The 21,206-nt window shown below is 40.7% G+C and carries 17 protein-coding genes; 10 read left to right on the top strand and 7 right to left on the bottom strand.

The window, feature by feature from the left end:
* Nucleotides 1-15 precede the first annotated feature (15 nt).
* The 6 genes from R2Q84_RS15795 to R2Q84_RS15770 all read left to right on the top strand — a co-directional run bounded on the left by R2Q84_RS15795 (nucleotide 16) and on the right by R2Q84_RS15770 (nucleotide 12,574).
* On the top strand, nucleotides 16-1,362 hold the full coding sequence (locus R2Q84_RS15795; RefSeq protein WP_316817540.1) for an IPT/TIG domain-containing protein: 1,347 nt from the start codon (nucleotides 16-18) through the stop codon (nucleotides 1,360-1,362).
* Between the two features lie 24 nt (nucleotides 1,363-1,386).
* A complete protein-coding gene (locus R2Q84_RS15790; RefSeq protein ID WP_316817539.1) occupies nucleotides 1,387-3,684 on the top strand; it encodes a hypothetical protein in 2,298 nt (765 codons plus the stop codon).
* A 40-nt stretch (nucleotides 3,685-3,724) separates the two neighbouring features.
* The gene (locus R2Q84_RS15785; RefSeq protein WP_316817538.1) at nucleotides 3,725-5,029 is read left to right on the top strand and encodes a hypothetical protein; all 1,305 of its coding nucleotides are present in this window, start codon (nucleotides 3,725-3,727) and stop codon (nucleotides 5,027-5,029) included.
* Nucleotides 5,030-5,062: 33 nt separating this feature from the next.
* Nucleotides 5,063-6,931 carry a beta-N-acetylhexosaminidase gene (locus tag R2Q84_RS15780; RefSeq protein ID WP_316817537.1) on the top strand — a complete coding sequence of 623 codons (1,869 nt, stop codon included), beginning with the start codon at nucleotides 5,063-5,065 and terminating at the stop codon, nucleotides 6,929-6,931.
* Nucleotides 6,932-7,016: 85 nt separating this feature from the next.
* Complete coding sequence (locus R2Q84_RS15775; protein WP_316817536.1) at nucleotides 7,017-9,767, top strand: alpha-L-rhamnosidase; 2,751 nt, start codon at nucleotides 7,017-7,019, stop codon at nucleotides 9,765-9,767.
* On the top strand, nucleotides 9,767-12,574 hold the full coding sequence (locus tag R2Q84_RS15770; protein ID WP_316817535.1) for a family 78 glycoside hydrolase catalytic domain: 2,808 nt from the start codon (nucleotides 9,767-9,769) through the stop codon (nucleotides 12,572-12,574). The genes R2Q84_RS15775 and R2Q84_RS15770 overlap by 1 nt, the downstream gene beginning before the upstream one ends.
* Before the next feature lie 73 nt (nucleotides 12,575-12,647).
* On the opposite strand, the gene R2Q84_RS15765 is transcribed toward R2Q84_RS15770, so the two are convergent.
* The 3 genes from R2Q84_RS15765 to R2Q84_RS15755 all read right to left on the bottom strand — a co-directional run bounded on the left by R2Q84_RS15765 (nucleotide 12,648) and on the right by R2Q84_RS15755 (nucleotide 14,493).
* Entirely contained in the window at nucleotides 12,648-13,115 is a 468-nt protein-coding gene (locus R2Q84_RS15765; protein WP_316817534.1) for a DUF6265 family protein, read from the bottom strand.
* A gap of 65 nt (nucleotides 13,116-13,180) precedes the next feature.
* A complete protein-coding gene (locus R2Q84_RS15760; protein ID WP_316817533.1) occupies nucleotides 13,181-13,978 on the bottom strand; it encodes a helix-turn-helix domain-containing protein in 798 nt (265 codons plus the stop codon).
* Nucleotides 13,979-14,040: 62 nt separating this feature from the next.
* Nucleotides 14,041-14,493, bottom strand: a complete 453-nt coding sequence (locus R2Q84_RS15755) for a GNAT family N-acetyltransferase (protein ID WP_316817532.1) — start codon at nucleotides 14,491-14,493, stop codon at nucleotides 14,041-14,043.
* 173 nt (nucleotides 14,494-14,666) lie between these two features.
* Between R2Q84_RS15755 and R2Q84_RS15750 the strand changes: the two genes are divergently transcribed.
* On the top strand, nucleotides 14,667-16,136 hold the full coding sequence (locus R2Q84_RS15750) for a PLP-dependent aminotransferase family protein (protein WP_316817531.1): 1,470 nt from the start codon (nucleotides 14,667-14,669) through the stop codon (nucleotides 16,134-16,136).
* Here R2Q84_RS15750 and R2Q84_RS15745 read toward each other — a convergent pair.
* Nucleotides 16,131-16,757 carry a sigma-70 family RNA polymerase sigma factor gene (locus R2Q84_RS15745; RefSeq protein ID WP_316817530.1) on the bottom strand — a complete coding sequence of 209 codons (627 nt, stop codon included), beginning with the start codon at nucleotides 16,755-16,757 and terminating at the stop codon, nucleotides 16,131-16,133. The two genes, R2Q84_RS15750 and R2Q84_RS15745, sit on opposite strands and share 6 nt — an antisense overlap.
* Before the next feature lie 143 nt (nucleotides 16,758-16,900).
* Here R2Q84_RS15745 and R2Q84_RS15740 point away from each other — a divergent pair, with 143 nt between their 5' ends.
* Nucleotides 16,901-17,608: an FAD-binding oxidoreductase gene (locus R2Q84_RS15740; protein WP_316817529.1), complete on the top strand. Its 708-nt coding sequence runs from the start codon at nucleotides 16,901-16,903 to the stop codon at nucleotides 17,606-17,608.
* Between the two features lie 4 nt (nucleotides 17,609-17,612).
* Here the strand turns inward: R2Q84_RS15740 and R2Q84_RS15735 are convergent, their stop codons facing one another.
* Complete coding sequence (locus R2Q84_RS15735; RefSeq protein WP_316817528.1) at nucleotides 17,613-17,969, bottom strand: DUF488 domain-containing protein; 357 nt, start codon at nucleotides 17,967-17,969, stop codon at nucleotides 17,613-17,615.
* Between the two features lie 121 nt (nucleotides 17,970-18,090).
* Here R2Q84_RS15735 and R2Q84_RS15730 point away from each other — a divergent pair, with 121 nt between their 5' ends.
* Together R2Q84_RS15730 and R2Q84_RS15725 are read left to right on the top strand one after the other, a co-directional pair.
* Nucleotides 18,091-18,300: a hypothetical protein gene (locus tag R2Q84_RS15730; protein WP_316817527.1), complete on the top strand. Its 210-nt coding sequence runs from the start codon at nucleotides 18,091-18,093 to the stop codon at nucleotides 18,298-18,300.
* Between the two features lie 69 nt (nucleotides 18,301-18,369).
* Nucleotides 18,370-19,041, top strand: coding sequence for a peptidylprolyl isomerase (locus R2Q84_RS15725; RefSeq protein WP_316817526.1), 672 nt, complete (start codon nucleotides 18,370-18,372; stop codon nucleotides 19,039-19,041).
* 81 nt (nucleotides 19,042-19,122) lie between these two features.
* Here R2Q84_RS15725 and R2Q84_RS15720 read toward each other — a convergent pair whose 3' ends face one another.
* Both R2Q84_RS15720 and R2Q84_RS15715 read right to left on the bottom strand, forming a co-directional pair.
* On the bottom strand, nucleotides 19,123-19,647 hold the full coding sequence (locus R2Q84_RS15720; RefSeq protein WP_316817525.1) for a TlpA disulfide reductase family protein: 525 nt from the start codon (nucleotides 19,645-19,647) through the stop codon (nucleotides 19,123-19,125).
* An 11-nt stretch (nucleotides 19,648-19,658) separates the two neighbouring features.
* Nucleotides 19,659-21,203 carry a SusD/RagB family nutrient-binding outer membrane lipoprotein gene (locus tag R2Q84_RS15715; protein WP_316817524.1) on the bottom strand — a complete coding sequence of 515 codons (1,545 nt, stop codon included), beginning with the start codon at nucleotides 21,201-21,203 and terminating at the stop codon, nucleotides 19,659-19,661.
* Nucleotides 21,204-21,206: the final 3 nt, after the last annotated feature.

Raw genomic sequence — 21,206 nt, 5'->3', positions numbered from 1 at the left:
TTAAAGATATTCAATATGAAAAGATATAAAGCAATGAAAGCTATTTTTTATGGCGTTGTGCTGCTCCTTCAATTGGGATTGGTCTCCTGTAAAGAACAGTTTTTTCAGCAAACTGATGATAGTTACATGCACAACAGTAATGCTCCTTTTGTGATTAGTAAGTTTTCACCTATGGAAGGTAGTGAAGCTACTGAAGTAATGATTTATGGCGATAATTACAGTAGTAAATTAGCTGATATCAGCGTGAAAATTAATGGAAAGCCAGTAACTATTTTAGGGGCTAATGGAAAACGAATGATCGTTAAGATTCCTGCTGGTCTGGGTACCGGCAATATCGAAATTACCATTGCGGGAAAGACGGTAACGAGTGCAGAACCATTTGTGTATACCTTAAAAAGAACTGTGAGCACATTGGCGGGGGCTGGTGCTGCCGGTTTTGCCGACGGGCCTGCTGATGTTGCTAAATTTGATTTTAAGAGTAATGCCGGGATGGATATAGACTCCAAGGGAAATTTATATGTGGCAGATATTTTTAACAATTGCATCCGCAAAATTACCCCTACAGGAGTGGTGAGCACTTTTATAGGTAAACCTGGTGTGGAAGGGTATGTAAATGGAAATAAAGATGTAGCGTTGTTTAATCACCCCATGGATGTAGCAGTTGATAAAGATGATAATCTTTATGTTGCTGATGCATGGAATTGGGCTGTACGTAAGGTTACTCCTGATGGTGTGGTCAGTTCTATCCGCGGGCAGGCATTTGCCTTCCCTCAAGGACTTGCTATAAATAAAAATACAGGAGTAATTTATATTAGCAGTGCATTAGCTGCAAATTATCACGGCGGGAAAATTTATGAATTTTCTGCTTCGGGGGTATTAAGCGAGCGTGGTGTGGACGTACCAATTTTCTCGGGAGGAATGGCCGTTGACAGCAAGGGCAATCTGATCATTGCTGATAATGCGAGTTCGGTGATATATAGCGTAAATACCACGACATGGGTTCGTACCCCAATTGCCGGTACTGTTGGAGAAACAGGTTTGGTGGATGGTGTAGGTTCAATTGCTCGTTTTGATCATCCATGGGGAATCGCTGTAGATTCCAGGGATAACATATATGTAGCAGGCTGCGGACATAGATTTGAAACACCAAATATTTCGGCTTCAGCATCGAATATCAGGATGATCGAGGCAGGAACTAACAAGGTTTCCACCATTGCCGGAGGCGATACGCAAGGTTATACAAATGGCTTGGGAGGTGTTGCCAGGTTTACTGTGCCAACTGGGGTTGCTATCGGGGCTGATGGTGCCATCTATGTACTAGACAAAGGAAATCACCGCATTAGAAAAATCGTATCGGAATAAGTAGTTCATTTAATCTAATTAATTATGAATGCTGGATATTATATTAATAAGGGGCGCTTTGCGCTCCTTACACTAAGTTTTTTTGCTTTTATTTTTGCTGGCTGCCAGAAATTTATCACAGAGATGCCAGTCAAAGATATGGGGAGGGCTGATCAGCCTATGTTACTTAATGGCGTTGAAGATGGGATGCCCATAGGGATCTACATCGCTCCTCCATTTGAGTTTACGACAAACCTGCAATATGGTGCAATTAGTGAAGCGAATATCGATGTGATACAAGATATCGCCGGCTGGATTTCGCCGGTTGATAAACTGACGATGCTGGATATGGCAGATAGCCATGGTTTAAAAATGGTAGTTGCCGACAACAGGGTAAATGGTACTAATGCAGATATTACGGCTATGGTGAATACCTATGTTAACCATCCTGCATTGGCAGGTTATTACGTTAAGGATGAACCAACAGTTAGTGAACTCCAGGATGCGGCCAACCGTTATCAAAAGCTACTGACGCTTGATAATAACCATGATCCTCACGTGAATTTATTTCCCAGTTACGCTACAGGTGCTTTGGGGAGTATCAACTACGAGCTGGATTACGTTGAAAACTGGATTCAGAAAGTGGTGGCTGCAAACCTGAGATACCTGGCCATGGACAACTATCCTTTTCTACTCAATGGAACGTTTAGGGATGTCCCATATTTTCATGATCTGGATGTCATCAGGCGTGTTGGTTTAAAATATAACATCAAAACTTCCGGCTATCTCCAATCTATAGGCAATTCAACAGATCTGAGAAGACCGAATGCCAATGAATTGAGGTACAGTGCTTATTCACACCTTGCTTACGGGATAAAAAAGCCGGTTTGGTTTAGTTACTGGACACCAACAGGTGGAGTAGAAACCTTTACCAATGGAATTATAGACGCTGCGGGAAATAAGACCGACCTGTACATTCCTTTTAAAGCTTTAAACTTTGAAATGAAGCAGCTGGGTAAAACATTGATTAAACTGAATGCCAATGCTGTTTACCATACCGGAACAACAATTCCGACTGGTACTGTCAGACCTGCCGCAAATTTTATCTGGCAAGCCCAGAATGCCGCTCAGTCTATGATTATCACCCAATTTATAGATCCTGTTGCTGGCAAAGAGTACATCATGGTGGTCAATAAATCATTTACCGCAAGCAATACCTTCAGCTTTGTAACCGCAAATCAGGTTGCGAATGTTAAGGTTATCTCTAAAGTTACAGGTCTGGAAGAAGCGACGAATTTTACACTTGCCAGCCATTCGTTGTCAGATACTTTTCTGCCCGGTGAAGGTAAATTGTATGCCTTAGAGAAGGCTGCTTATATGGCTACTGTAAGTACTTTTGCCGGTTCTGGTGTCGCTGGTTTTATTAATGGTCAGGGAATTGCAGCTAAGTTTAACTTCGTAACCAATGCGGGTATTACTACCGATAATAATGGTAATGTATATGTCGCTGACATCAACAACCATTGCATCAGAAAGATAACCCCTGCTGGCTTGGTGAGTACATTCGCGGGTAATCCTGGTGTTGCCGGTAATACCAACGGTGTAGGTACAGCTGCTTTATTTGACCATCCTTCGGCCGTAGTTGCAGATGCGAATAACAATATTTATGTAGCTGATACCTGGAACTGGGCACTTCGTAAAATAACACCTGCAGGTACAGTAACAACTATACTTGGCTGGGTCATTCCATTTCCGCAAGGAATTACGATAGATAAAAACACTGGCAAATTTTATCTGGTAAGTGCTTTGCCTTCGGCGAGTAACAATAAACTTTATGAAGTTAGTCCCGGAGGGGTAATGACCACCAGGACACTGAGCGTACCCGTGATATCTGGAGGGATTGCGATGGATAGTCAGGGTAGCCTTGTTATTGCAGACAACGGTAGTTCGAACGTGTATAAGGTAAATACCAGTAATTGGGCTGTTACACAAATTGCGGGGCTGGCCGGCACAACGGGACAGACGGATGGAATTGGCCTGAATGCCAGGTTTGAACATCCCTGGGGGATTGCTGTCGACGCCAGCGATAATATTTATGTCGCAGGCTGTGGCCATTTATTTGATGCGCCGACCATAGCTGCGGATGCTTCAAATATAAGAAGGATTGAAGCTGGAACTAACAAAGTGACCACCATCGCTGGTGGTGCCGTACAAGGTTATTTAGACGGATCAGGAACGGTTGCAAAATTTACCGTGCCTACAGGAATTGCTATTGCTCCCGGTGGTACCATGTATGTTGTGGATAAAGCAAACCACCGCATCAGAAAAATGGTATCACCTTAAAATTAGAAGTTGTATCGTAAAAATATCAAATATCACACAAATGAACAGATCAATTAAAACACTTTTAATGTGTACCGGCATGCTTGTGCTTACAGGTATTTATAGCTGTAGCAAGGCTCAGACGGAGAAAAAAGCAACACCCGATCCGGTTAAACCGCCGGTAACTGAAATAAAAGAAGATATGATGATCGGGATTTACGTATCACCGGGAATTGGCTACATCACCGATCATCATTTTAAGAACATCAGGGAAGCAAATGTTGACCTTATACAGGATATCTCTTTAAGCTACTCACAAGCGAATAAACTGGCTATGCTAAACATGGCTGCGGCAAACCAACTAAAAATGTTTGTGGCCGATCAAAGGGTTGATGGTACAGATGCAGAAATGGCTGCGATGGTGAATGCGTACAAAAACCATACGGCGACAGCAGGATACTACATTAAAGATGAACCCAGGGTTCCTGATTTGCAGGATGCTGCCAACAGGTACAAAAAATTGATTAACCTGGATCCTGAAAAAGTACCTCATGTTAATCTTTTTCCAAGTTATGCTACTGGTGCCTTAGCAAATGTAGAGTATGAAACGGAATATGTAGAGAAGTGGATAGAGCTGGTTGGTGCCGTTAATCTGAAATACCTTTCATTTGACAATTATCCTTTCATGAAGGATGGAACTTTAAGGGAAGCTCCTTATTATAAAGACCTTGATATCATTAGAAGAATAGGATTAAAATACAAGATCAAGACTTCAGCTTACTTGCAGTCTATAGGCAGTTCTATAGGTTTGAGAAGGCCTAATGCCGATGAACTTAGGTACAGCGCTTTTACGAACCTTGCCTATGGTATTAAATTACCGGTATGGTTTACTTACTGGACACCAATAGGTTCAACTGAACAATTTACGGAAGCAATCGTAGATGCTCAGGGAAACAAGACTGATCTGTACGCCCCATTTACAGTGATTAACGCTGAAATGAAACAAATCGGGAAAACGTTGATGAAACTGGATGCTATAGCTGTTTACCATGCAGGTGTTAGCATTCCTTCGGGGACTAAAAGAACACCTTCAGGTTTTATATGGAAGGCGGAAAATGAAAATGACCCGATGTTGATTACTCATTTTGTTAATCCCGCAGATAGTAGAATTTATATCATGGTGGTGAATAAATCTTTAACGGAAAATAAGGTGTTTACATTTAATACAGATACTGCTGTTAAGAATGTTAAGGAGGTTTCTAAAACTGACGGGCTGGAAAAGATTATTGATTTCAAAACTGCCGATCATAAATTAACAGATAGCTTTTTACCAGGCGAGGGTAAACTGTATGCGCTATACAAATAACGATTCCTGCTTTCCATATAATCTGTTTAACTTATGAATACACCAAAGATATTATTCGTAGCTGTTTTTATTTTTATAAACAGTGCTATAAAAGCGCAGCTACAATCGCGACAATTTTCAATTATTCCGGAACCGGAGTTTGTAAAAGTAATGCCGGGAAATTTCAAGCTCAATAGTGCGACCATTATCTTATATGATGATCGGAATGCACAGCTGAAGTTTATTTCGGATCAGCTTTCTGAAAAATTAAAAGCTTACACAGGCAATAAGTTGCCAGTTAAAAAGTTAACTGCTGCCGGTGGCAAAAATCAAATTGTATTTAAGCTTTCGGATAAACTACCGGGACTTGGTGTTGAGGGGTACACCATGAACGTTAATTCCGGGAGTATTGTTATTACAGCAAAGCAGCCGCAGGGATGCTTCTATGGTATGCAAACTTTATTGCAGTTGTTGCCTTTAGATCCCAAAGAAGAGGCAAGTATTCCGGCTCTTCAGATTCAGGATCAGCCCCGTTTTAGCTGGAGAGGATCTATGCTCGATGTGTCAAGGCATTTTTATACCGTTGAACAAGTGAAGCAATACATAGATTTTCTGGCTGCTTATAAACTCAATACTTTCCACTGGCATCTAACGGATAACCAGGGCTGGCGGATTGAGATAAAGAAATATCCATTGTTGACATCAATAGGTGCATGGCGGAAAAGATCATTGATCGGACATTTTGAAGAACAGCCGGAGCGTTTTGATGCGACGCCTCACGGTGGGTTTTATACGCAGGAAGAGATTAAGGATATTGTTGCTTATGCACAACGAAAATATGTTACGGTTGTTCCTGAAATAGACCTTCCGGGGCATTGTACTTCGGCGCTTGCAGGCTATCCGGAATTGGGTTGTGGTGAAAACCCGGGGCCTTTTGAGGTAAAGGACAAGTGGGGCGTATTTGACGATGTGTACTGTGCCGGAAAAGAAAACACTTTTAAATTTCTGGAAGATGTGTTTACGGAAGTGGCTACGCTTTTCCCCGGAAAGGTGATCCATATTGGTGGCGATGAATGCCGCAAAACGAACTGGAAAAGTTGTACATATTGTCAGGCACGTATGAAAAAGGAGGGACTGAAAGATGAACATGAACTGCAGGGTTATTTTGTCAACCGCATTGCTCAGGTACTTAAAGCTAAAAATAAACGGATAATTGGCTGGGATGAGATTCTGGAAGGGGACCAGCTTAGGCCAGATGCACTTGTCATGTCATGGAGAGGTACAACAGGCGGGGTTACAGCAGCTAAAAAACATCACGATGTGGTGATGACTCCGACTACTTATCTGTACCTGGATTATTACCAGGGGGCACCTTACCTGGAACCGCTTACTATTGATGGCTTTAATACCCTGGAACGTGTTTATAATTATGAGCCTATTCCTTCAGCATTAAACGCTGAAGAAGTAAAATATATAAAGGGTGTTCAGGGTAACATCTGGACAGAGTTTATCCCGGATTTTAACCATTTGCAATACATGGCATTTCCACGTTTGTCAGCCCTGGCCGAGGTGGCCTGGTCTGCTCCGGAAAAAAAGAACTGGGAAAAGTTTAAATTAAAAATGGAAACGGAGTACAACCGTTACGAGGCACAGGGAATAAACTATTCAAAAAGTGCCTATCAGGTAAGTTTTGAAATGGTTGATGGAGCAAGGACACAAAAGGCACAGATGGTATTGAAAACACAGAGTTATAATCCTGATATTTATTATACATTGGATGGAACAGAGCCTAGCCAAAATGCTAACAAATATGTCGGTCCGTTTAATGTAAACCCTAATGTGAAAATTAAAGCTGCAACCTTTAAAAACGGTATAAAGATGGGGCAGACTACTGATTACGAGGTGACAAAGCAGGACAGGTAAGGATGCACATTAAAAATATTATGAATACTTTTAAATAGTAACGCTGGTAATGGCGTGCTACCACAACTGAAACCAAATATAACCAATGACAATCCACAAATACTTAATCGTAGCTGTTTTTTTATTATTTACAGTAAACGTATATGCGATTACTGAACCGATAAATTTAAGCTGCAATCAGAAAAATAGTCCGCTTGGCGTAGAAACAACCAAGCCGGAATTCAGTTGGAACATCAGTTCTGACCAACAGTCATTTGTACAAAGTGCCTGGCAGGTGCAGGTTTTTAGTAGCCTTAATTACGCGAAGTTAGGTAAGGCCGATCTTTGGGATTCACAAAAAATGAATGCTGACGCTGTCATGTCAACAGTTTACGGAGGAAAGGGACTTTCCTCAGGCAAACGTTACTATTGGCGGGTTAGAGTTTGGTCGTCATACGGAAAAGCTTCTGAATGGAGTAGGCCGGCTGTGTTTTCTACGGGTATTTTGCAAGTTAAAGAATGGAATAAAAGTAGATGGATTGCTTATGAGGTGTTGGAAGATTCCATGAAAGTTGTTCCTGGTTTACATGGTGATGGTGGTTCATTGGGAAAAAAAGCTGTACAGCGTGCCATTGTTCCTTATTTTAGAAAAGCTTTTGATATCAAAAAACCGATAGCCGAGGCTTATGTATTTGTTTCAGGGCTGGGACATTATGAGTTGCAGTTGAACGGAAAGAAAGTAGGTGATGATTTTCTGGCACCTGGATGGACCAATTATTCAAAAACAAATCTTTATAGTACTTATGATGTAACGGCTTCATTGGTTACTGGTAAAAATGCATTGGGAGCCATTGTTGGTCCTGGTTTTATGTATATAAACCGCGAGCGTTATCGCAAAATGGCAAGGGCTGAAGCCTTTCCTATGCTAAGATTAAAATTGATGATCCGCTATAAAGACGGTACTACTGCGGAAATAGTTACGGATGACAGCTGGAAAACAAGTCCTTCACCAATTGTGTATAGCAGCATTTATGGTGGTGAACATTATGATGCCCGTCAGGAACAAACTGGTTGGGATAAAGCTGGATTTAATGATGAAGGCTGGAAAAAAGTCATTTTGCTTAATGGACCGGGGGGAAAAATGAAAGCAGAGTCCAGCTATCCTTTAAAGGTAAAGCAGGTTTTCGAGCAGAAAACAGTCAGAAAAATAACGGATAGTAGCTATTTATACGATTTTGGCCAGAATGCATCTGGAATTGTTCGTTTAAAAGTTAAAGGGAAGAAAGGAGATCGGATACGCATTATTCCTGCAGAAATTTTAGATGATCAGGGAATGGTAGATCAACGAGCTTCAGGCAGTCCTTATTATTTTGATTATACACTTAAAGGTGATGCTGAAGAAATCTGGGAACCTCGTTTTAGTTATTACGGATTTAGATATGCTTTGGTAGAAGGTGATGTTTCAGCTGTACAAACACTCCAATTGTTGCACACGCGCAACAGTGTGCCTGAGATCGGTACATTTAGCTGTTCGAATACCTTGTTTAATCAAACTTTTAAACTGATTGACTGGGCGATGAAGAGTAACATGAGTCATGTAAGTACAGATTGTCCCCATAGGGAGAAATTGGGTTGGTTGGAGCAAACGCATCTTGTCGGGGGATCATTGAAGTATAATTACGACATCCAGCTCTTCTATAATAAAATTATAGATGATATGATGGAATCGCAGCTTTCTTCTGGTTTGGTACCTGACATTGTTCCTGAATATGTTGTATTTGACGATGGTTTCAGGGATTCACCGGAATGGGGAAGTGCTGCTGTTATTATACCCTGGTATTTGTATCAATGGTATGGTGACAAAAAGTCAATTGAAAAGGCTTATCCTATGATGAAACGTTATATCAGTTACCTGGAAAGTAAGGCGGATGCACATATTCTGTCGCATGGTCTGGGTGATTGGTTTGATCTTGGTCCTAAAAGTCCGGGAGAATCACAGCTTACCCCTAAGGCTTTAACGGCTACTGCTACTTTTTACTACGACGCAGTTTTGTTGGAGAAAGCCGCAGAAGTTCTTGGGAAAACGGAGGAAGCAAAAGGTTATCAGAAACTGGCCCGTCAGATCAAAGCAGCGTTCAATAAAAAGTTTTTCGAGCCTGAGACTGGGATTTATTCAACAGGAAGTCAGACTGCTTATGCTATGGCGATTTACATGGGATTGGTAGATGAGCCGTTTAAGGAAAAGGTTTTCGCTAATCTGAAGCAATCTATACAGGCTAGCGGTTATGCACTTACGGCCGGCGACATTGGCTATAGATACCTGATCAGGGTATTGGAAGACGGAGGTGCATCACAATTGTTGTATCAAATGAATAACAGGGATGATGTACCGGGTTATGGTTATCAGATTCGTAACGGAGCAACGGCTTTAACAGAATCCTGGCCAGCCTTAAAGAATGTTTCCAATAACCATATGATGCTTGGACACCTGATGGAATGGTTTTACAGTGGACTGGCCGGAATAAAACAGCAGGCAGATGATAAGGGGTTCAGTAAAATTTTAATTGAACCTCAATTTGTGGAAGGGATCGATTGGGTTAAAGCAAGTTATAAAGCCATTACTGGTGATATAGTGGTTGACTGGAAAAAGGAGCAGGCTAAATTTGCATTGCAGATTAAGATACCTGCAAATACAGAAGCATTAGTTGTTTTACCAGTTAATGATGCAAATCTCCTGACTTTAGATCAAAAAACGCTAAGTCAGCATAAAGCTGTTAAAAGACAGTATCTGGAAAATGGTAAACAGAAAATTGTATTGGGTTCCGGGTCATATATATTGAATTGGGTGAATAATTAATGATGATGAAGAAAAATCTGATTATACTGTTAGTATTGTTTATTTCGGGCGTACAATTTACGTTTTCGAACGTCGTGGTAAGTAGTCTGCAGCCAGAAAATTTACGTTGTGAGTATTTGGAAAATCCTATAGGATTAGATGAACTGAGCCCACGTTTTAACTGGACTCATAAAGCTACAAACGCAGCTGCATTCGGACAAAAACAAACTGCCTATCGGATTATTGTGGCGTCTGACGTACAGATACTTCATCAAAACAGGGGAGATGAATGGGATTCTGGTTGGGTGAACTCTGACCAGATGCAGCAAATTGAATATAAAGGTAAGACGCTTCGATCCGACCGTTATTACTATTGGAAAGTAGTAGTAAAAGACGAAAAGGGAGGGATTTCAGCCTGGAGTAAAGTGGCATTTTGGACAACGGGTTTACTTCAGCAGCATGATTGGAAAGCCAAATGGATTGGAACAAATGAATTGTTTGACCCTTCACAAAAGGATTGTAATATCTCTGATCCCTGGCTGCGGAAAACTTTTAGCTTATCACAAAAGCCAGGAAAGGCCATGCTGTTTCTTGCTTCGGTAGGTTACCATGAACTGTATGTGAATGGAAAGAAGATTGGTGACGATGTATTGTCGCCGGCAGTAACGGATCATACCAAACGTGCACGTTATGTTGCTTATGACATCGCGACTGCGCTAAAGCCCGGGAAAAATGTAATCGCCATTTGGCTGGGGACCTCCTGGTCAATTTTTGGTCCTTACGTAACTACAGGCAGACCTAATACACCTATTGTAATTGCGCAAACAGCTATTTACCATACAAAAACACCTGTTTCAGGTACCAAACCCTCACTAATTGTACAGACTGATGAAAGCTGGAAAACACATGCAAGTCCGAATAAATTATTGGGAACCTGGGATTTTGCGAAGATGGGAGGTGAGTTGTGGGATGCTAATAAGGAAATTGCGGACTGGAATGGCATCACTTGCAATGAAACTAAATGGAATAAGGCAATCGTTTATCAGCCTAACCTGATTTTATCTGCGCATACTGTTGAGCCAAATCGTCTGTTTGAAGAAATTAAAGCTGTTGGCATCGAGACCAGGCCGGATGGTTCGTACCGGGTGGATATGGGTGTTAATTTCGCCGGATGGACGGAGGTTGATCTGAAGGGGAGTAAAGGCGATAAAATAGCGTTTGAATATTCGGAAAGGGAACAGATGGATCAGACTTTTAACCTGCATAGTGCCTACATTATTGGGGCAGCCGGTAAGGGAACTTTTCGTAACCGCTTTAACTATAGTTCTGGTAGATGGATTACCATCCGGGGCTTAAAGTATAAGCCGCAATTAAGTGATATCAGGGGTTGGATGGTGAGAACAAATTTTCAGACGGCCACTAATTTTGAATGTTCTGATACTTTGCAGAACTGGATATACGATAAGGTAAAATGGACTTTTGAAAACCTTTCTATCGGTGGTTTTGTAGTGGATTGTCCGCAACGCGAAAGATTGGGTTATGGAGGTGATGCACATGCGACCTGTGAGACCGGAATGTATAATTATAAGCTGGGCGCATTTTATACCAAATGGATGCAGGATTGGCGGGATGTACAGGGTACGGAGTCTATTGTAGGTAACATGTATGATCCTAAGTTTGCCCGGAAAGAAGTGATGAGCGGAAGGTTATTAAACAACGGTACTTTGCCACATACAGCACCTACCTATTCTGGTGGAGGTGGTCCCGCCTGGGGAGGTATAGTTGTATCTTTACCTTGGTTTGTTTATCAGCATGAGGGAGATAAACGTATATTGGAAAAGAATTTTGAGCTGATTAAAGGTTGGCTTTCCTTCCTGGATTCACATACCACGAATGATATCTTACAGCGTTTTGGTGGCGATTGGGATTTTCTGGGAGATTGGTTATGGCCTAATGCAACTGCACAGGGTATGAACAACAATAAGGAGGAAACTTTATGTTTAAACAATAGTTACAGGGTATTTAATTTACGTACAGCGGCAAAAATAGCCAGGGTAATCGGAAAAGATACGGAGGCTGAACGCTGGGAACAGCAGGCGGAGCGCTGCAGGGCTGCTATTCATGCGAGGTTTTATCGCGCCGCTGATTATAGCTATGCAGATAGCTCCATGGCCAACCTGGCGGCGGCATTATTGGCAGAGATACCGCCGGCAGATTTAAGGGCAGATGTCATGAAACGATTGGAAAAGGATATTCTGGTTTTGCATAAAGGACACATCAATGTAGGAATTACCGGAGGAGCGATGTTGTTTAAATTGTTGCGGCAAGAAGGAAGAGACGATTTGATTTACTCGATGACTTCGCAAAAAGAATATCCGGGATGGGGTTATATGAAAGCTAATGGCGCCACTACCATCTGGGAAATGTGGGAAAAAGATCTTCCGGGGCACTCTCTGCTGCACAGTTCGTACCTTTATCCGGGCGCATGGTATGTTGAGGGGGTGGCTGGTATACAAAGGGATTCTGAAGCTCCGGGTTTTCAGAAGTTTTTAGTTCGTTTACCAGCGTTGAAAGCTACTTCTTTGACATGGGCGAAAGCTTCTTTTGATGCGCCAGCAGGTTTAATTCACACTTATTGGGAACGAAAAGGTGAAGATTTGAGATTGGAAGTAACCGTTCCGCCAAATTGTACCGCAACGATACAGGTAGCTGAAGCAGATTTTAAAAATAAAATCAAAGAAAGTGAGCACGTGAAAATTAAAGGCTTTAAAAATGGTTATGGTTTACTGGAAATCAGCAGTGGTAAACACATTTTAAACTTCAATTAAAGTTTTAAGGAAACAAAAAGGTATGTTCACTAGTTATTCAAAATCTGCCTGGACATACCTTTTCTGATACCCCTTATTTCGCTTTTACGAAATTGTAATCTACACTTTGGCCATTGCCCGAAATGACAGCTTTTATGTGGTTACCTTCTCTCTTGTAAACTATCTTTTTAGGGAAATCATGCTTCGGATTTTCACAGGTAAAGCCATCTGTACTTAATGCGGTGAGTTTGAAATAAGTGGGTTGCTTTTCGCCGGTAACCACGACGGTGTAAAATATATCATTCCCCTTAGCGATAAACTCCAGGGATTCTACAAAAATGGTTTTCTTACCTTTTAGGGTAACACCTTTTCCACTCAGCTGCAAGTCTGTTGTCTTTGACCAGGTTTCATAGCCCGATTGCCCAGCTTCGGCATTTGTCCGGACCCATTTGCCGACCAGCCATTCCAGCTTTTTGAATTTTTGTTTGTTGTTTTCCTGCCCATATGCTGTAGAGATCAGCAATAAGACCGGAATGATTAATATTAGTTTTTTTGTTTTCATGCTTTTTTTCTCCAAAAGTAAACAAGGGGTTTTAAGTTGTATTGTACAAAACCGACCTGACCGATTTATTTGTTTAAGAAAAAATTAGCCATATTTTTCTCCTCAAAGAAGTAGGAGGAGGGATCTTCTCCTGTAAAAGCTTTGAAGTTGCGGATAAAATGGGACTGATCGTAATACCCGGATTGGTAAATGATTTCTGTCCAGTTGCTTTTTTTTGATTTGATGAGTTGAAAAATGTAGTTGAACCGAATGATCCGGGAATAGTATTTAGGTGAGAGGCCGATGTATTTTTTAAACAGGCGTTCCAACTGTCGTTCTCCTACTCCTGCAACTGCGGTGAGGGCTGTAACGGAGGCCATTCCATTTGAATTAAAGATGAGATCTAAAGTAGTTGCTAATGGGTTTTTAGTTGCCGATTTGTTTAACTCCATAAAGTAATCATCTAAAACCATTTTAAGGTGTTGTTCACCTTTAAACGGCAGTGTTTTTTCTTTTAAAACAGTGAGCTGTGGGACAGGAAGTGCATCCAGGTTCACGATTTTATCCAGGTATTGATCCATGTTGAGGTTAAACAACTGTGTGAGTGCAGCTGGTTTAAGCTTGATGGCGAAAGAACCTGTTTGGCCTGTGTTTTCGAGGTAAAAGTAATTACTGATCTGCCCCGCCAGTAAATTTGGATTTTGCAGTTCCCATTCTCCATTGATTTTTGCTTTATAAACACTTCCGTAATTAAAAATCAGCTCCGTAAAACCATCTGGGATGATCTTTTCTATTCTAGGTATCGGGTCATCACTTTGCATCATCCAATAACACTCGATGAGTTCTGTCAGGCTGGAATGAGGGGCAATTCTGATGAATTTCATACTGCAAATTATAAATAATACATAAGATCTGAGCTATATGCTCAGATCTTATGTGGAGTGTCCTAAGATACTTTTTTCCACCAATTGTAATAGTTGTGGTCTTTATCCAGTTCAAATTCACATTTTGGATATAAATTGTTACCTATATCATTTGTTTTTTCAGTCTCTAACAATAGACCACAGGCAGCTGTTTCGTCACAATATAATTTGCATCTGTCAATGAGTGCAATAGAAAGACCGCGGCCACGGTAGTCAGGGTTCACAAATAAGTCACTCAGGAGCCATTGGCGTTGTAAGGCCTTGTAGTGGAACAATGGATACAATTGGGCAAAGCCGACAAATTTGCCATCTTCTTTAATGAGAAAGGTTACGGTTTCATTGTTAGTGATCCTGTCTTTCAGGAATGCCTTTCCCCTTTCTATATCGGAAGGCTGTCTGTAAAAGACACGGTAATTGTCGAACAATTCTGCGAATTCATCCAGGTGGTGTAGGGTTGCAATTTCAATCTGTTTCATGTTTTTAAGAATTTAATTTATGATGCAAAGCTTGCTCATTTGGAGAGGTGTTTGTTCATCCAGTTTTAATAAATTGATAGGGCCAGATGTCCTGCTTAGATTCTTTTAATGGAATTTATTGGTTATTTTTAGCTCATTATATCTTTTAGGAAAAACTTAAATGAAGGGGCCAGATGTTACGACCATGGAAGACTATTTTTAATGTTTCTTTTAATGCTCAGCAGACTTTGGTGGAGCAGATTTCTGGAGTGATTAGAAATGAAATTATAAAAGGACGTTTGGAAAGAGGGGCAGCATTACCCGGAAGCCGGTTATTGGCTGCAGATATTGGCGTAAACAGGAAAACAGTAGTTTTTGCTTATGAAGTGCTGGTTGCGGAGGGTTGGTTGGAAAGTAAACATAAGTCGGGAACATTTGTGTCTGCAAACCTGCCGCTCATGAAAGACAGATCGGGGCAGTCATCAAAGTATCCTCTGAGTAACTTTGAGTATATTCAATATGCTTCCTTTACAGTTACCGACAGGCCCCTGGCGGAAAACTTGATTGTTTTTAACGAGGGAGCTCCTGATACAAGGCTGGCCCCATTGAAGGAGCTTTCCGCTGGGTATAAACGTGTGTTTCAGCGACAAGGGAAATGGAGGTTGTTGGGATATGGAAGTGAAAAAGGAGCTATAAAGCTTAGGGAAATGTTGTCCATAATGCTATCAAGAGATAGGGGACTTCATGTAGATGCAGACAACATATGCGTTACCCGGGGAAGTCAAATGGCTATATATCTTGCAGCCAGGGTTCTCGTTCGTCCGGGTGATGTGATTGCAATAGAAAATCCGGGGTACTATGCGGTGCGAAAGTTGTTCCATGAGGCAGGTGCTATTTTAAAAGCCGTTGAAGTTGATAAAGATGGAATTGATGTTGACGCACTTGAAAGATTATGTATTACGACAAAAATTAAAGCAGTGTATGTTACTCCCCATCATCAATTCCCTACTACGGTCACCATGCAGGCAGGACGAAGGATGAGGTTACTGGAGCTTTCACTTAAATATAGTTTCGCGGTTATTGAGGATGATTATGATCATGAATATCATTTTGGTACAGGGAATAACCTTGCTTTGGCAAGTCATGAAATGGCCGCCAATGTGATTTACATCAGTTCATTAAGTAAGCTTATAGCTCCCGCGATACGGGTAGGTTATATAACCGGTCCGGCTTCTTTTATCCAGTCTTTAGTAAATTTACGTGTACAGATTGATCGGCAGGGAGACGCTATTCTGGAAAATGCTATAGCGGAGTTAATGGAAGACGGTACAATTGCAAGACACGCACGCAAAGCGGTTGGAGTATACAAAGAAAGAAGAGACTTAATGTTGGCTTGTCTACAGGAGAATTTTGGACATCATATTACTTATCACAAACCAGAAGGAGGTTTGGCATGCTGGTTACAATTTAAAAATGATTTGAATATGGATCAGTATATAACTGGATTAAGACAAAAAGGAGTTCAGATTGTACCTCCGGCCAGCTTTTATCTGAATAATCAATCCACCAATTTTATCAGACTGGGTTATGGATCTTTAAACGCGGAGGAGTTAATTACAGGGCTGAAAATTATGGGAGATACCTATTACCAGGCTTTACTATAGCTTGTTTATCGCAGTCATAACTTTTGCTACAATTACATCACATCTAATCAGGTTAAATGCATATAGTTTTTCCGGTTGCCAGTAAGTTGTCAATTCTGTGCGTAGCATTTCCTTTGCGCGGGTAAGTCTGATTTTGACGTTTGATTCTCCTAAATCCAGTGCTTCCATGGTCTCGTTGGTACTCATGCCCTGTACTTCACGCATGACAAATACGATTCTGTACTTTTCTGGTAAAGTGGCTACAGCCTTTTCCAGCATTTCTTTTAATTCCTTATTCATCAGATTGTCTAAAGGGGTTTCGGTATGGCGGTCATTATATTCACTTTCCTTTCTCGTTTTTTCGAGTTTCACTTTCCTTTTCTTATGCAACAGGCTTTCATTGATCAATATCTTTGTCAGCCAGGTATTGAAGCTTGACTGATGTTTGAAGTTTGACAAATTTCTATAGGCATTCAGATAGGTAATCTGCATAATGTCTTCCGCCTCTTGCTCATCATTGACGATTGACATACTAATTCTGAACAGTTGCTGGTTAAATTTTCGCATGATAGTCTCGTAAAGATGCGTTTCACCGTTCAGTATTTGCTGTATTAATTCTTCATCATTCAAAGCTTTGTTCATATTGACATAGGGTTGTTCGTTATACAAATTTACTTAATAGAGTCGTTATAGATTAAAGGGTTACAAAATCATTCTAAAAACTAATAAAGCTATTTTGTAACCCTTTTTTAATAAGAGTGCTCTAATTTATAAATCGAATTGTCATGGAAACTGAGGAATTACCTATTCAAACAACCAACAGTACGGTAAAACATATTGTTAGAATACTAAACGTAGAGGATGTAACTTACAATGTTAAGCGATTTGTAACAGAAAAGCCTAAGGGATATGTTTTTATACCCGGACAAGCCACTGATGTTGCGATTAACAAAACCGGCCTTGAAGATAAATTAAGACCCTTTACTTTTACTTCTTTAAATGATTGGGGGTATTTAGAGTTTACCATCAAGATTTATAAGGGACATGATGGTATTACCGAAAAAATGGCTTCCTTAAAAACGGGCGATGAGCTGATTATACATGAGGTGTTTGGAACGATACAGTATAAAGGTTCAGGCGTATTTATTGCAGGAGGCGCTGGTATAACACCCTTTATTTCTATTTTTAGGCAGCTTAAGTTAGATGATCAACTTGAAGGGAATACGTTGCTGTTTGCGAATCACAATGAAAATGATATCATTTGCAAAGCTGAATTGAGTTATTTGCTTGGTGAAAATTGTGTGAACATATTAAAGACACCTCTTGATCCAAATATAAAAAGCGGGATCATTGATACGCAGTTGTTAGCTGCTTATAGCGGAAATAAGGAGAGTTACTGGTACATCTGCGGTCCTGAAGCATTTACTTTTGCAATGATGGCAAATCTTGAAGAGCTTGGAGTAAGGAAACAACGAATAGTTATTGAGCAGTAGTAAACTAGGCATTTGTTGCTAAATGCGATAAAAAATCCCGGAGCACAATCGCATGGTTATGGATTTTATCTTTGGCACCATACAATAATGTAACGGTGTGGTGTGACTCTATTTCTTCCAGGAATGGAGTGATGGCTTCACTTTTTCCGAGTTCATGCAAGTAGTTTTGCTTGAAAATCTTAAACTTTTCAGGTTCATGATTAAACCATTTTCTTAGAGGAACTGAGGGCGCAAGGTCTTTGGTCCATAAATCTACATGTGCCGATTCTTTTTTTATACCTCTGGGCCATAAGCGGTCTACCAGAACCCTTAAGCCATCTGCTTTATTAAAGGGATCATAAATTCGCTTAATCTGGATCATGTTGTTCGTCTATTATTTAATACTTAGCCATTTTTAGAAGTGCGTTTGCCTATATAAATATTACCAACAGGCGTAGCTTTTTATAATATATTTGGATTTTAAATTTAACAATTTTATAAACATGAAAAAAACTATGCTTGCAATGGCTATAGCCGTTGGTTTATTTACTGCATCATGTAACAATGAAAAACCAGCTGAAGGTACACACACACATGAAGATGGAACAGTACATGGTGCACACGAACATGCTGTTGATACCACTTTAAAAACTACAACTACAGATTCTACTGCTGTAGATACTGCACATTCACATGAGGGACATACTCATTAATCATTAAATATTGAATCCCCGTAAGATGATTGCGGGGATTTCTCTTTTGCTTCATTATTCCCTATCCCAATGAGAAAAGTTATCCTTTTTTTATTCCTTGTTCTGTTTGTTACACTTGTTAATGCGCAATCGGTTTTTGTGCGTTTTGTAACCAACAAAGGAAATATTACTATAATGCTATACGATGAAACTCCTGCCCACAGGGATATGTTTTTGAAATCCGTTAAGGCCGGTTTGTATAAAAATGCCGAATTCAATAGGGTTATTAAATCATTTGTTAGTCAGGGAGGCGAATTGGACGATACCATTTTAAACAGGGAAAAGCGCAATCCTGAGCTAGGTGCAAAACGTTTCCCCGCAGAAATTAAACCAACATTGTTTCATAAAAAAGGAGCACTTGGGGCGGGACGGGATGATAACCCTGATAAGGCATCGTATTTTACGCAGATTTACCTGGTAGCGGGGAAAAAACAAACAGATGCACAGCTGGATGCTATAGAGAAGAAAAGGAATAAGAAAATACCAGAGGAACAAAGAGCTGTTTATAAAACAATAGGAGGTACTCCTCACCTGGATCAGGACTATACTATATTTGGTGAAATAGTAGAAGGTATGGAGGTTGCTGATGCCATTAATTCAGTAGCTACAGATAAAAACGATGTACCTTTAACATCAGTGGTTTTTAATCCCGTGATACTGTCTAAAAAAGAAGCTGCGGTGTGGCGTAAGAAATTGAAATAATACGCTGAAAACGTTTAGACCATAAAAATGCCCCAAAAAGTGTCTAACTTTTTGGGGGCATTTTTATGTATAGTATAAGTTTTATCTAAGCAGTTTTTCAATTGCTGCTACCATACCCTTGAACTCTTTTTCATCATATAGCCGGGTTAAGTATGCAATTTTTCCTTGCTGATCGATTACAATATTTCTTGTTACCCCACTTTTTTTATCTGCAAACCGGCCGAAAATATCAGCGCCGGGATCCAATGCCAGCGGATAAGTGATCTTCATATCTTTTGCAAATTTCTGAACCACATTTAAGGGCTCGTCACGGTCAACTCCGATAAGCATCAGGCCTTTGTCTTTGTAGGCTTGCCATACATCTTTTTCCAGATGTGGCATTTCATCCCGACAAACTACACACCAGCTGGCGGTGAATTGTAGTACTACTACTTTACCTTTCAATTTGCTGAGACTAGTTGTTTCTCCGTTAGCGAGTACCAGTTTAAAATCATCCGGTGCTTTATCGCCTACTTTTACAATGTAACCGCGATCATCTGGTTTAGTGTTCTGCGCCAGCACTAAGGCTGGCATAATGCAGAACAGGTAAATTAATAATGTTTTCATAGCTACGGTATTTATTTGTTCCACCAAACAGCGGTGGTGATTACGTCATCTCCCTGTGAAGCCAGTGCTTTTTGATAATTGGCCCTGTTTACACTTTGTTCTTTCAGCGGATAATACAAACGTTTTGGGATGCCATTACCAAACAGCGGTACAAACCGGTAGTTAACAATGCCTGCAGGTGTGGTTCTGGCCCAAACAATATCGTTTGGTTTGACCAGGAAACCAGGGAAACCTGTACGTCGAATTTCTGACCAGGCCTCAAGTCCCTGAGTATACAACGCAAAATACTTTTGCGTCAGAACTCTTTCTTTATTGGCTGCAGGTAGGTTGTCTGCATAAGATTGCGCCGTATTTTGTGCAATGCCCCAGCGGGTTAAGGAAGCTACGACTCCCTTTTTATATTCGCTGTCGCTCCAGTTCTGGTATTCCGAAATTAAAAATGCAACTTCAGCATATTCCTGTAATACTTCGCTGAAATCAGCAGCATTGACTAAGGTGCCCGGTAAACTAATATCTGTAGGTCCATTGATGCCTGCAGCATCGAGAGGTAAACCGTATGGCTGGCCAATGTATTCGTTGTTTTTGTTTGGCAAAGCATAGATCGGCAGGCGGGGATCACTACTGGTAAAAGGCCCAAGTTGTCCTTTCAAGGAATTGATCAGGATATGTGAGACTGCAAAGTCCTTACGATTTGCGGTTACTGTAGCCCGGTATAGTGGAGCTTCGTTTGGTGCGCCAACGCTGTACTTGAATGCCGCAGTATGTGTATTTGATGTAAACACCCCCTGTGTAAGTGCATCCGTAAAATGTCGATCTGATAATGTTGGTAATTTCGTCCGTATACGTGTAGCCAGGCGCAAACGCAGAGAATTTGCAAATCTTGCCCAAAGCTCATTGTTTCCTTTGTAAATTACATCAGAAACACCAAAAGTATTTGCGGTCTGATATTTCCACAAGGTGTCTGCTGCCTGATCCAGTTCGTTCAACATATCAGTATAAACCTTTTCCTGTGTAGCATATCCTGGCGTATAGTTATCAGGATTTTGTTGCAGGGCCTCAAAACTTGGATCCGTTCCTGCATAGGATTGATAAGGGATCTCGCCAAATACATCGCTCAGAGAATGGAATGTGAATACCTTTAATACACGGCATATTGCAATTTGATTGACATTTGTACCAGCTGTACCAGCTGCAGCAACTGCTTTTGTCACTGGATTGGTATTTAACTTGATGACTTCATTTAAATTACTTAAGGCTTTAAAAGCATCGGCCCAATAACGATCCGAGTAATTTTTTGGGATGTCATAACGGCTCTGATCAGTATATATGTTCTGGCTATAGTACTGGGCAAACAGCATGGTGCCGTTTAGGGAAAAATCAAGGTGCCGTACGTTGTCCATGATCTGTTTTTCAGTAGCTAAAATAATGGTTGGTGTTGGCACATTATTTGGCCTGTTAGGATCGGTATTAATTTCCTCAAACTTTTTGTCGCTGCAAGCGCTAAACGCCGTAATCGTTAAAAGTGCCAGGGAAAATATTTTATTGTAAAAGTTCATCTG

The organism is Pedobacter nyackensis, assembly GCF_032678475.1.
Lineage (GTDB): Bacteria > Bacteroidota > Bacteroidia > Sphingobacteriales > Sphingobacteriaceae > Pedobacter > Pedobacter nyackensis_A.
Note: the sequence above shows the minus strand (reverse complement) of the source record. Positions and strands in the feature narration are given on the sequence as shown.

Excerpts from the sequence above, each read along its gene's own strand:
- R2Q84_RS15795 (WP_316817540.1), top strand. The coding sequence starts at position 16 with ATGAAAAGATATAAAGCAATGAAAGCTATTTTTTATGGCGTTGTGCTG.
- R2Q84_RS15790 (WP_316817539.1), top strand. The coding sequence starts at position 1,387 with ATGAATGCTGGATATTATATTAATAAGGGGCGCTTTGCGCTCCTTACA.
- R2Q84_RS15785 (WP_316817538.1), top strand. The coding sequence starts at position 3,725 with ATGAACAGATCAATTAAAACACTTTTAATGTGTACCGGCATGCTTGTG.
- R2Q84_RS15780 (WP_316817537.1), top strand. The coding sequence starts at position 5,063 with ATGAATACACCAAAGATATTATTCGTAGCTGTTTTTATTTTTATAAAC.
- R2Q84_RS15775 (WP_316817536.1), top strand. The coding sequence starts at position 7,017 with ATGACAATCCACAAATACTTAATCGTAGCTGTTTTTTTATTATTTACA.
- R2Q84_RS15770 (WP_316817535.1), top strand. The coding sequence starts at position 9,767 with ATGATGATGAAGAAAAATCTGATTATACTGTTAGTATTGTTTATTTCG.
- R2Q84_RS15765 (WP_316817534.1), bottom strand. The coding sequence starts at position 13,115 with ATGAAAACAAAAAAACTAATATTAATCATTCCGGTCTTATTGCTGATC.
- R2Q84_RS15760 (WP_316817533.1), bottom strand. The coding sequence starts at position 13,978 with ATGAAATTCATCAGAATTGCCCCTCATTCCAGCCTGACAGAACTCATC.
- R2Q84_RS15755 (WP_316817532.1), bottom strand. The coding sequence starts at position 14,493 with ATGAAACAGATTGAAATTGCAACCCTACACCACCTGGATGAATTCGCA.
- R2Q84_RS15750 (WP_316817531.1), top strand. The coding sequence starts at position 14,667 with ATGTTACGACCATGGAAGACTATTTTTAATGTTTCTTTTAATGCTCAG.
- R2Q84_RS15745 (WP_316817530.1), bottom strand. The coding sequence starts at position 16,757 with ATGAACAAAGCTTTGAATGATGAAGAATTAATACAGCAAATACTGAAC.
- R2Q84_RS15740 (WP_316817529.1), top strand. The coding sequence starts at position 16,901 with ATGGAAACTGAGGAATTACCTATTCAAACAACCAACAGTACGGTAAAA.
- R2Q84_RS15735 (WP_316817528.1), bottom strand. The coding sequence starts at position 17,969 with ATGATCCAGATTAAGCGAATTTATGATCCCTTTAATAAAGCAGATGGC.
- R2Q84_RS15730 (WP_316817527.1), top strand. The coding sequence starts at position 18,091 with ATGAAAAAAACTATGCTTGCAATGGCTATAGCCGTTGGTTTATTTACT.
- R2Q84_RS15725 (WP_316817526.1), top strand. The coding sequence starts at position 18,370 with ATGAGAAAAGTTATCCTTTTTTTATTCCTTGTTCTGTTTGTTACACTT.
- R2Q84_RS15720 (WP_316817525.1), bottom strand. The coding sequence starts at position 19,647 with ATGAAAACATTATTAATTTACCTGTTCTGCATTATGCCAGCCTTAGTG.
- R2Q84_RS15715 (WP_316817524.1), bottom strand. The coding sequence starts at position 21,203 with ATGAACTTTTACAATAAAATATTTTCCCTGGCACTTTTAACGATTACG.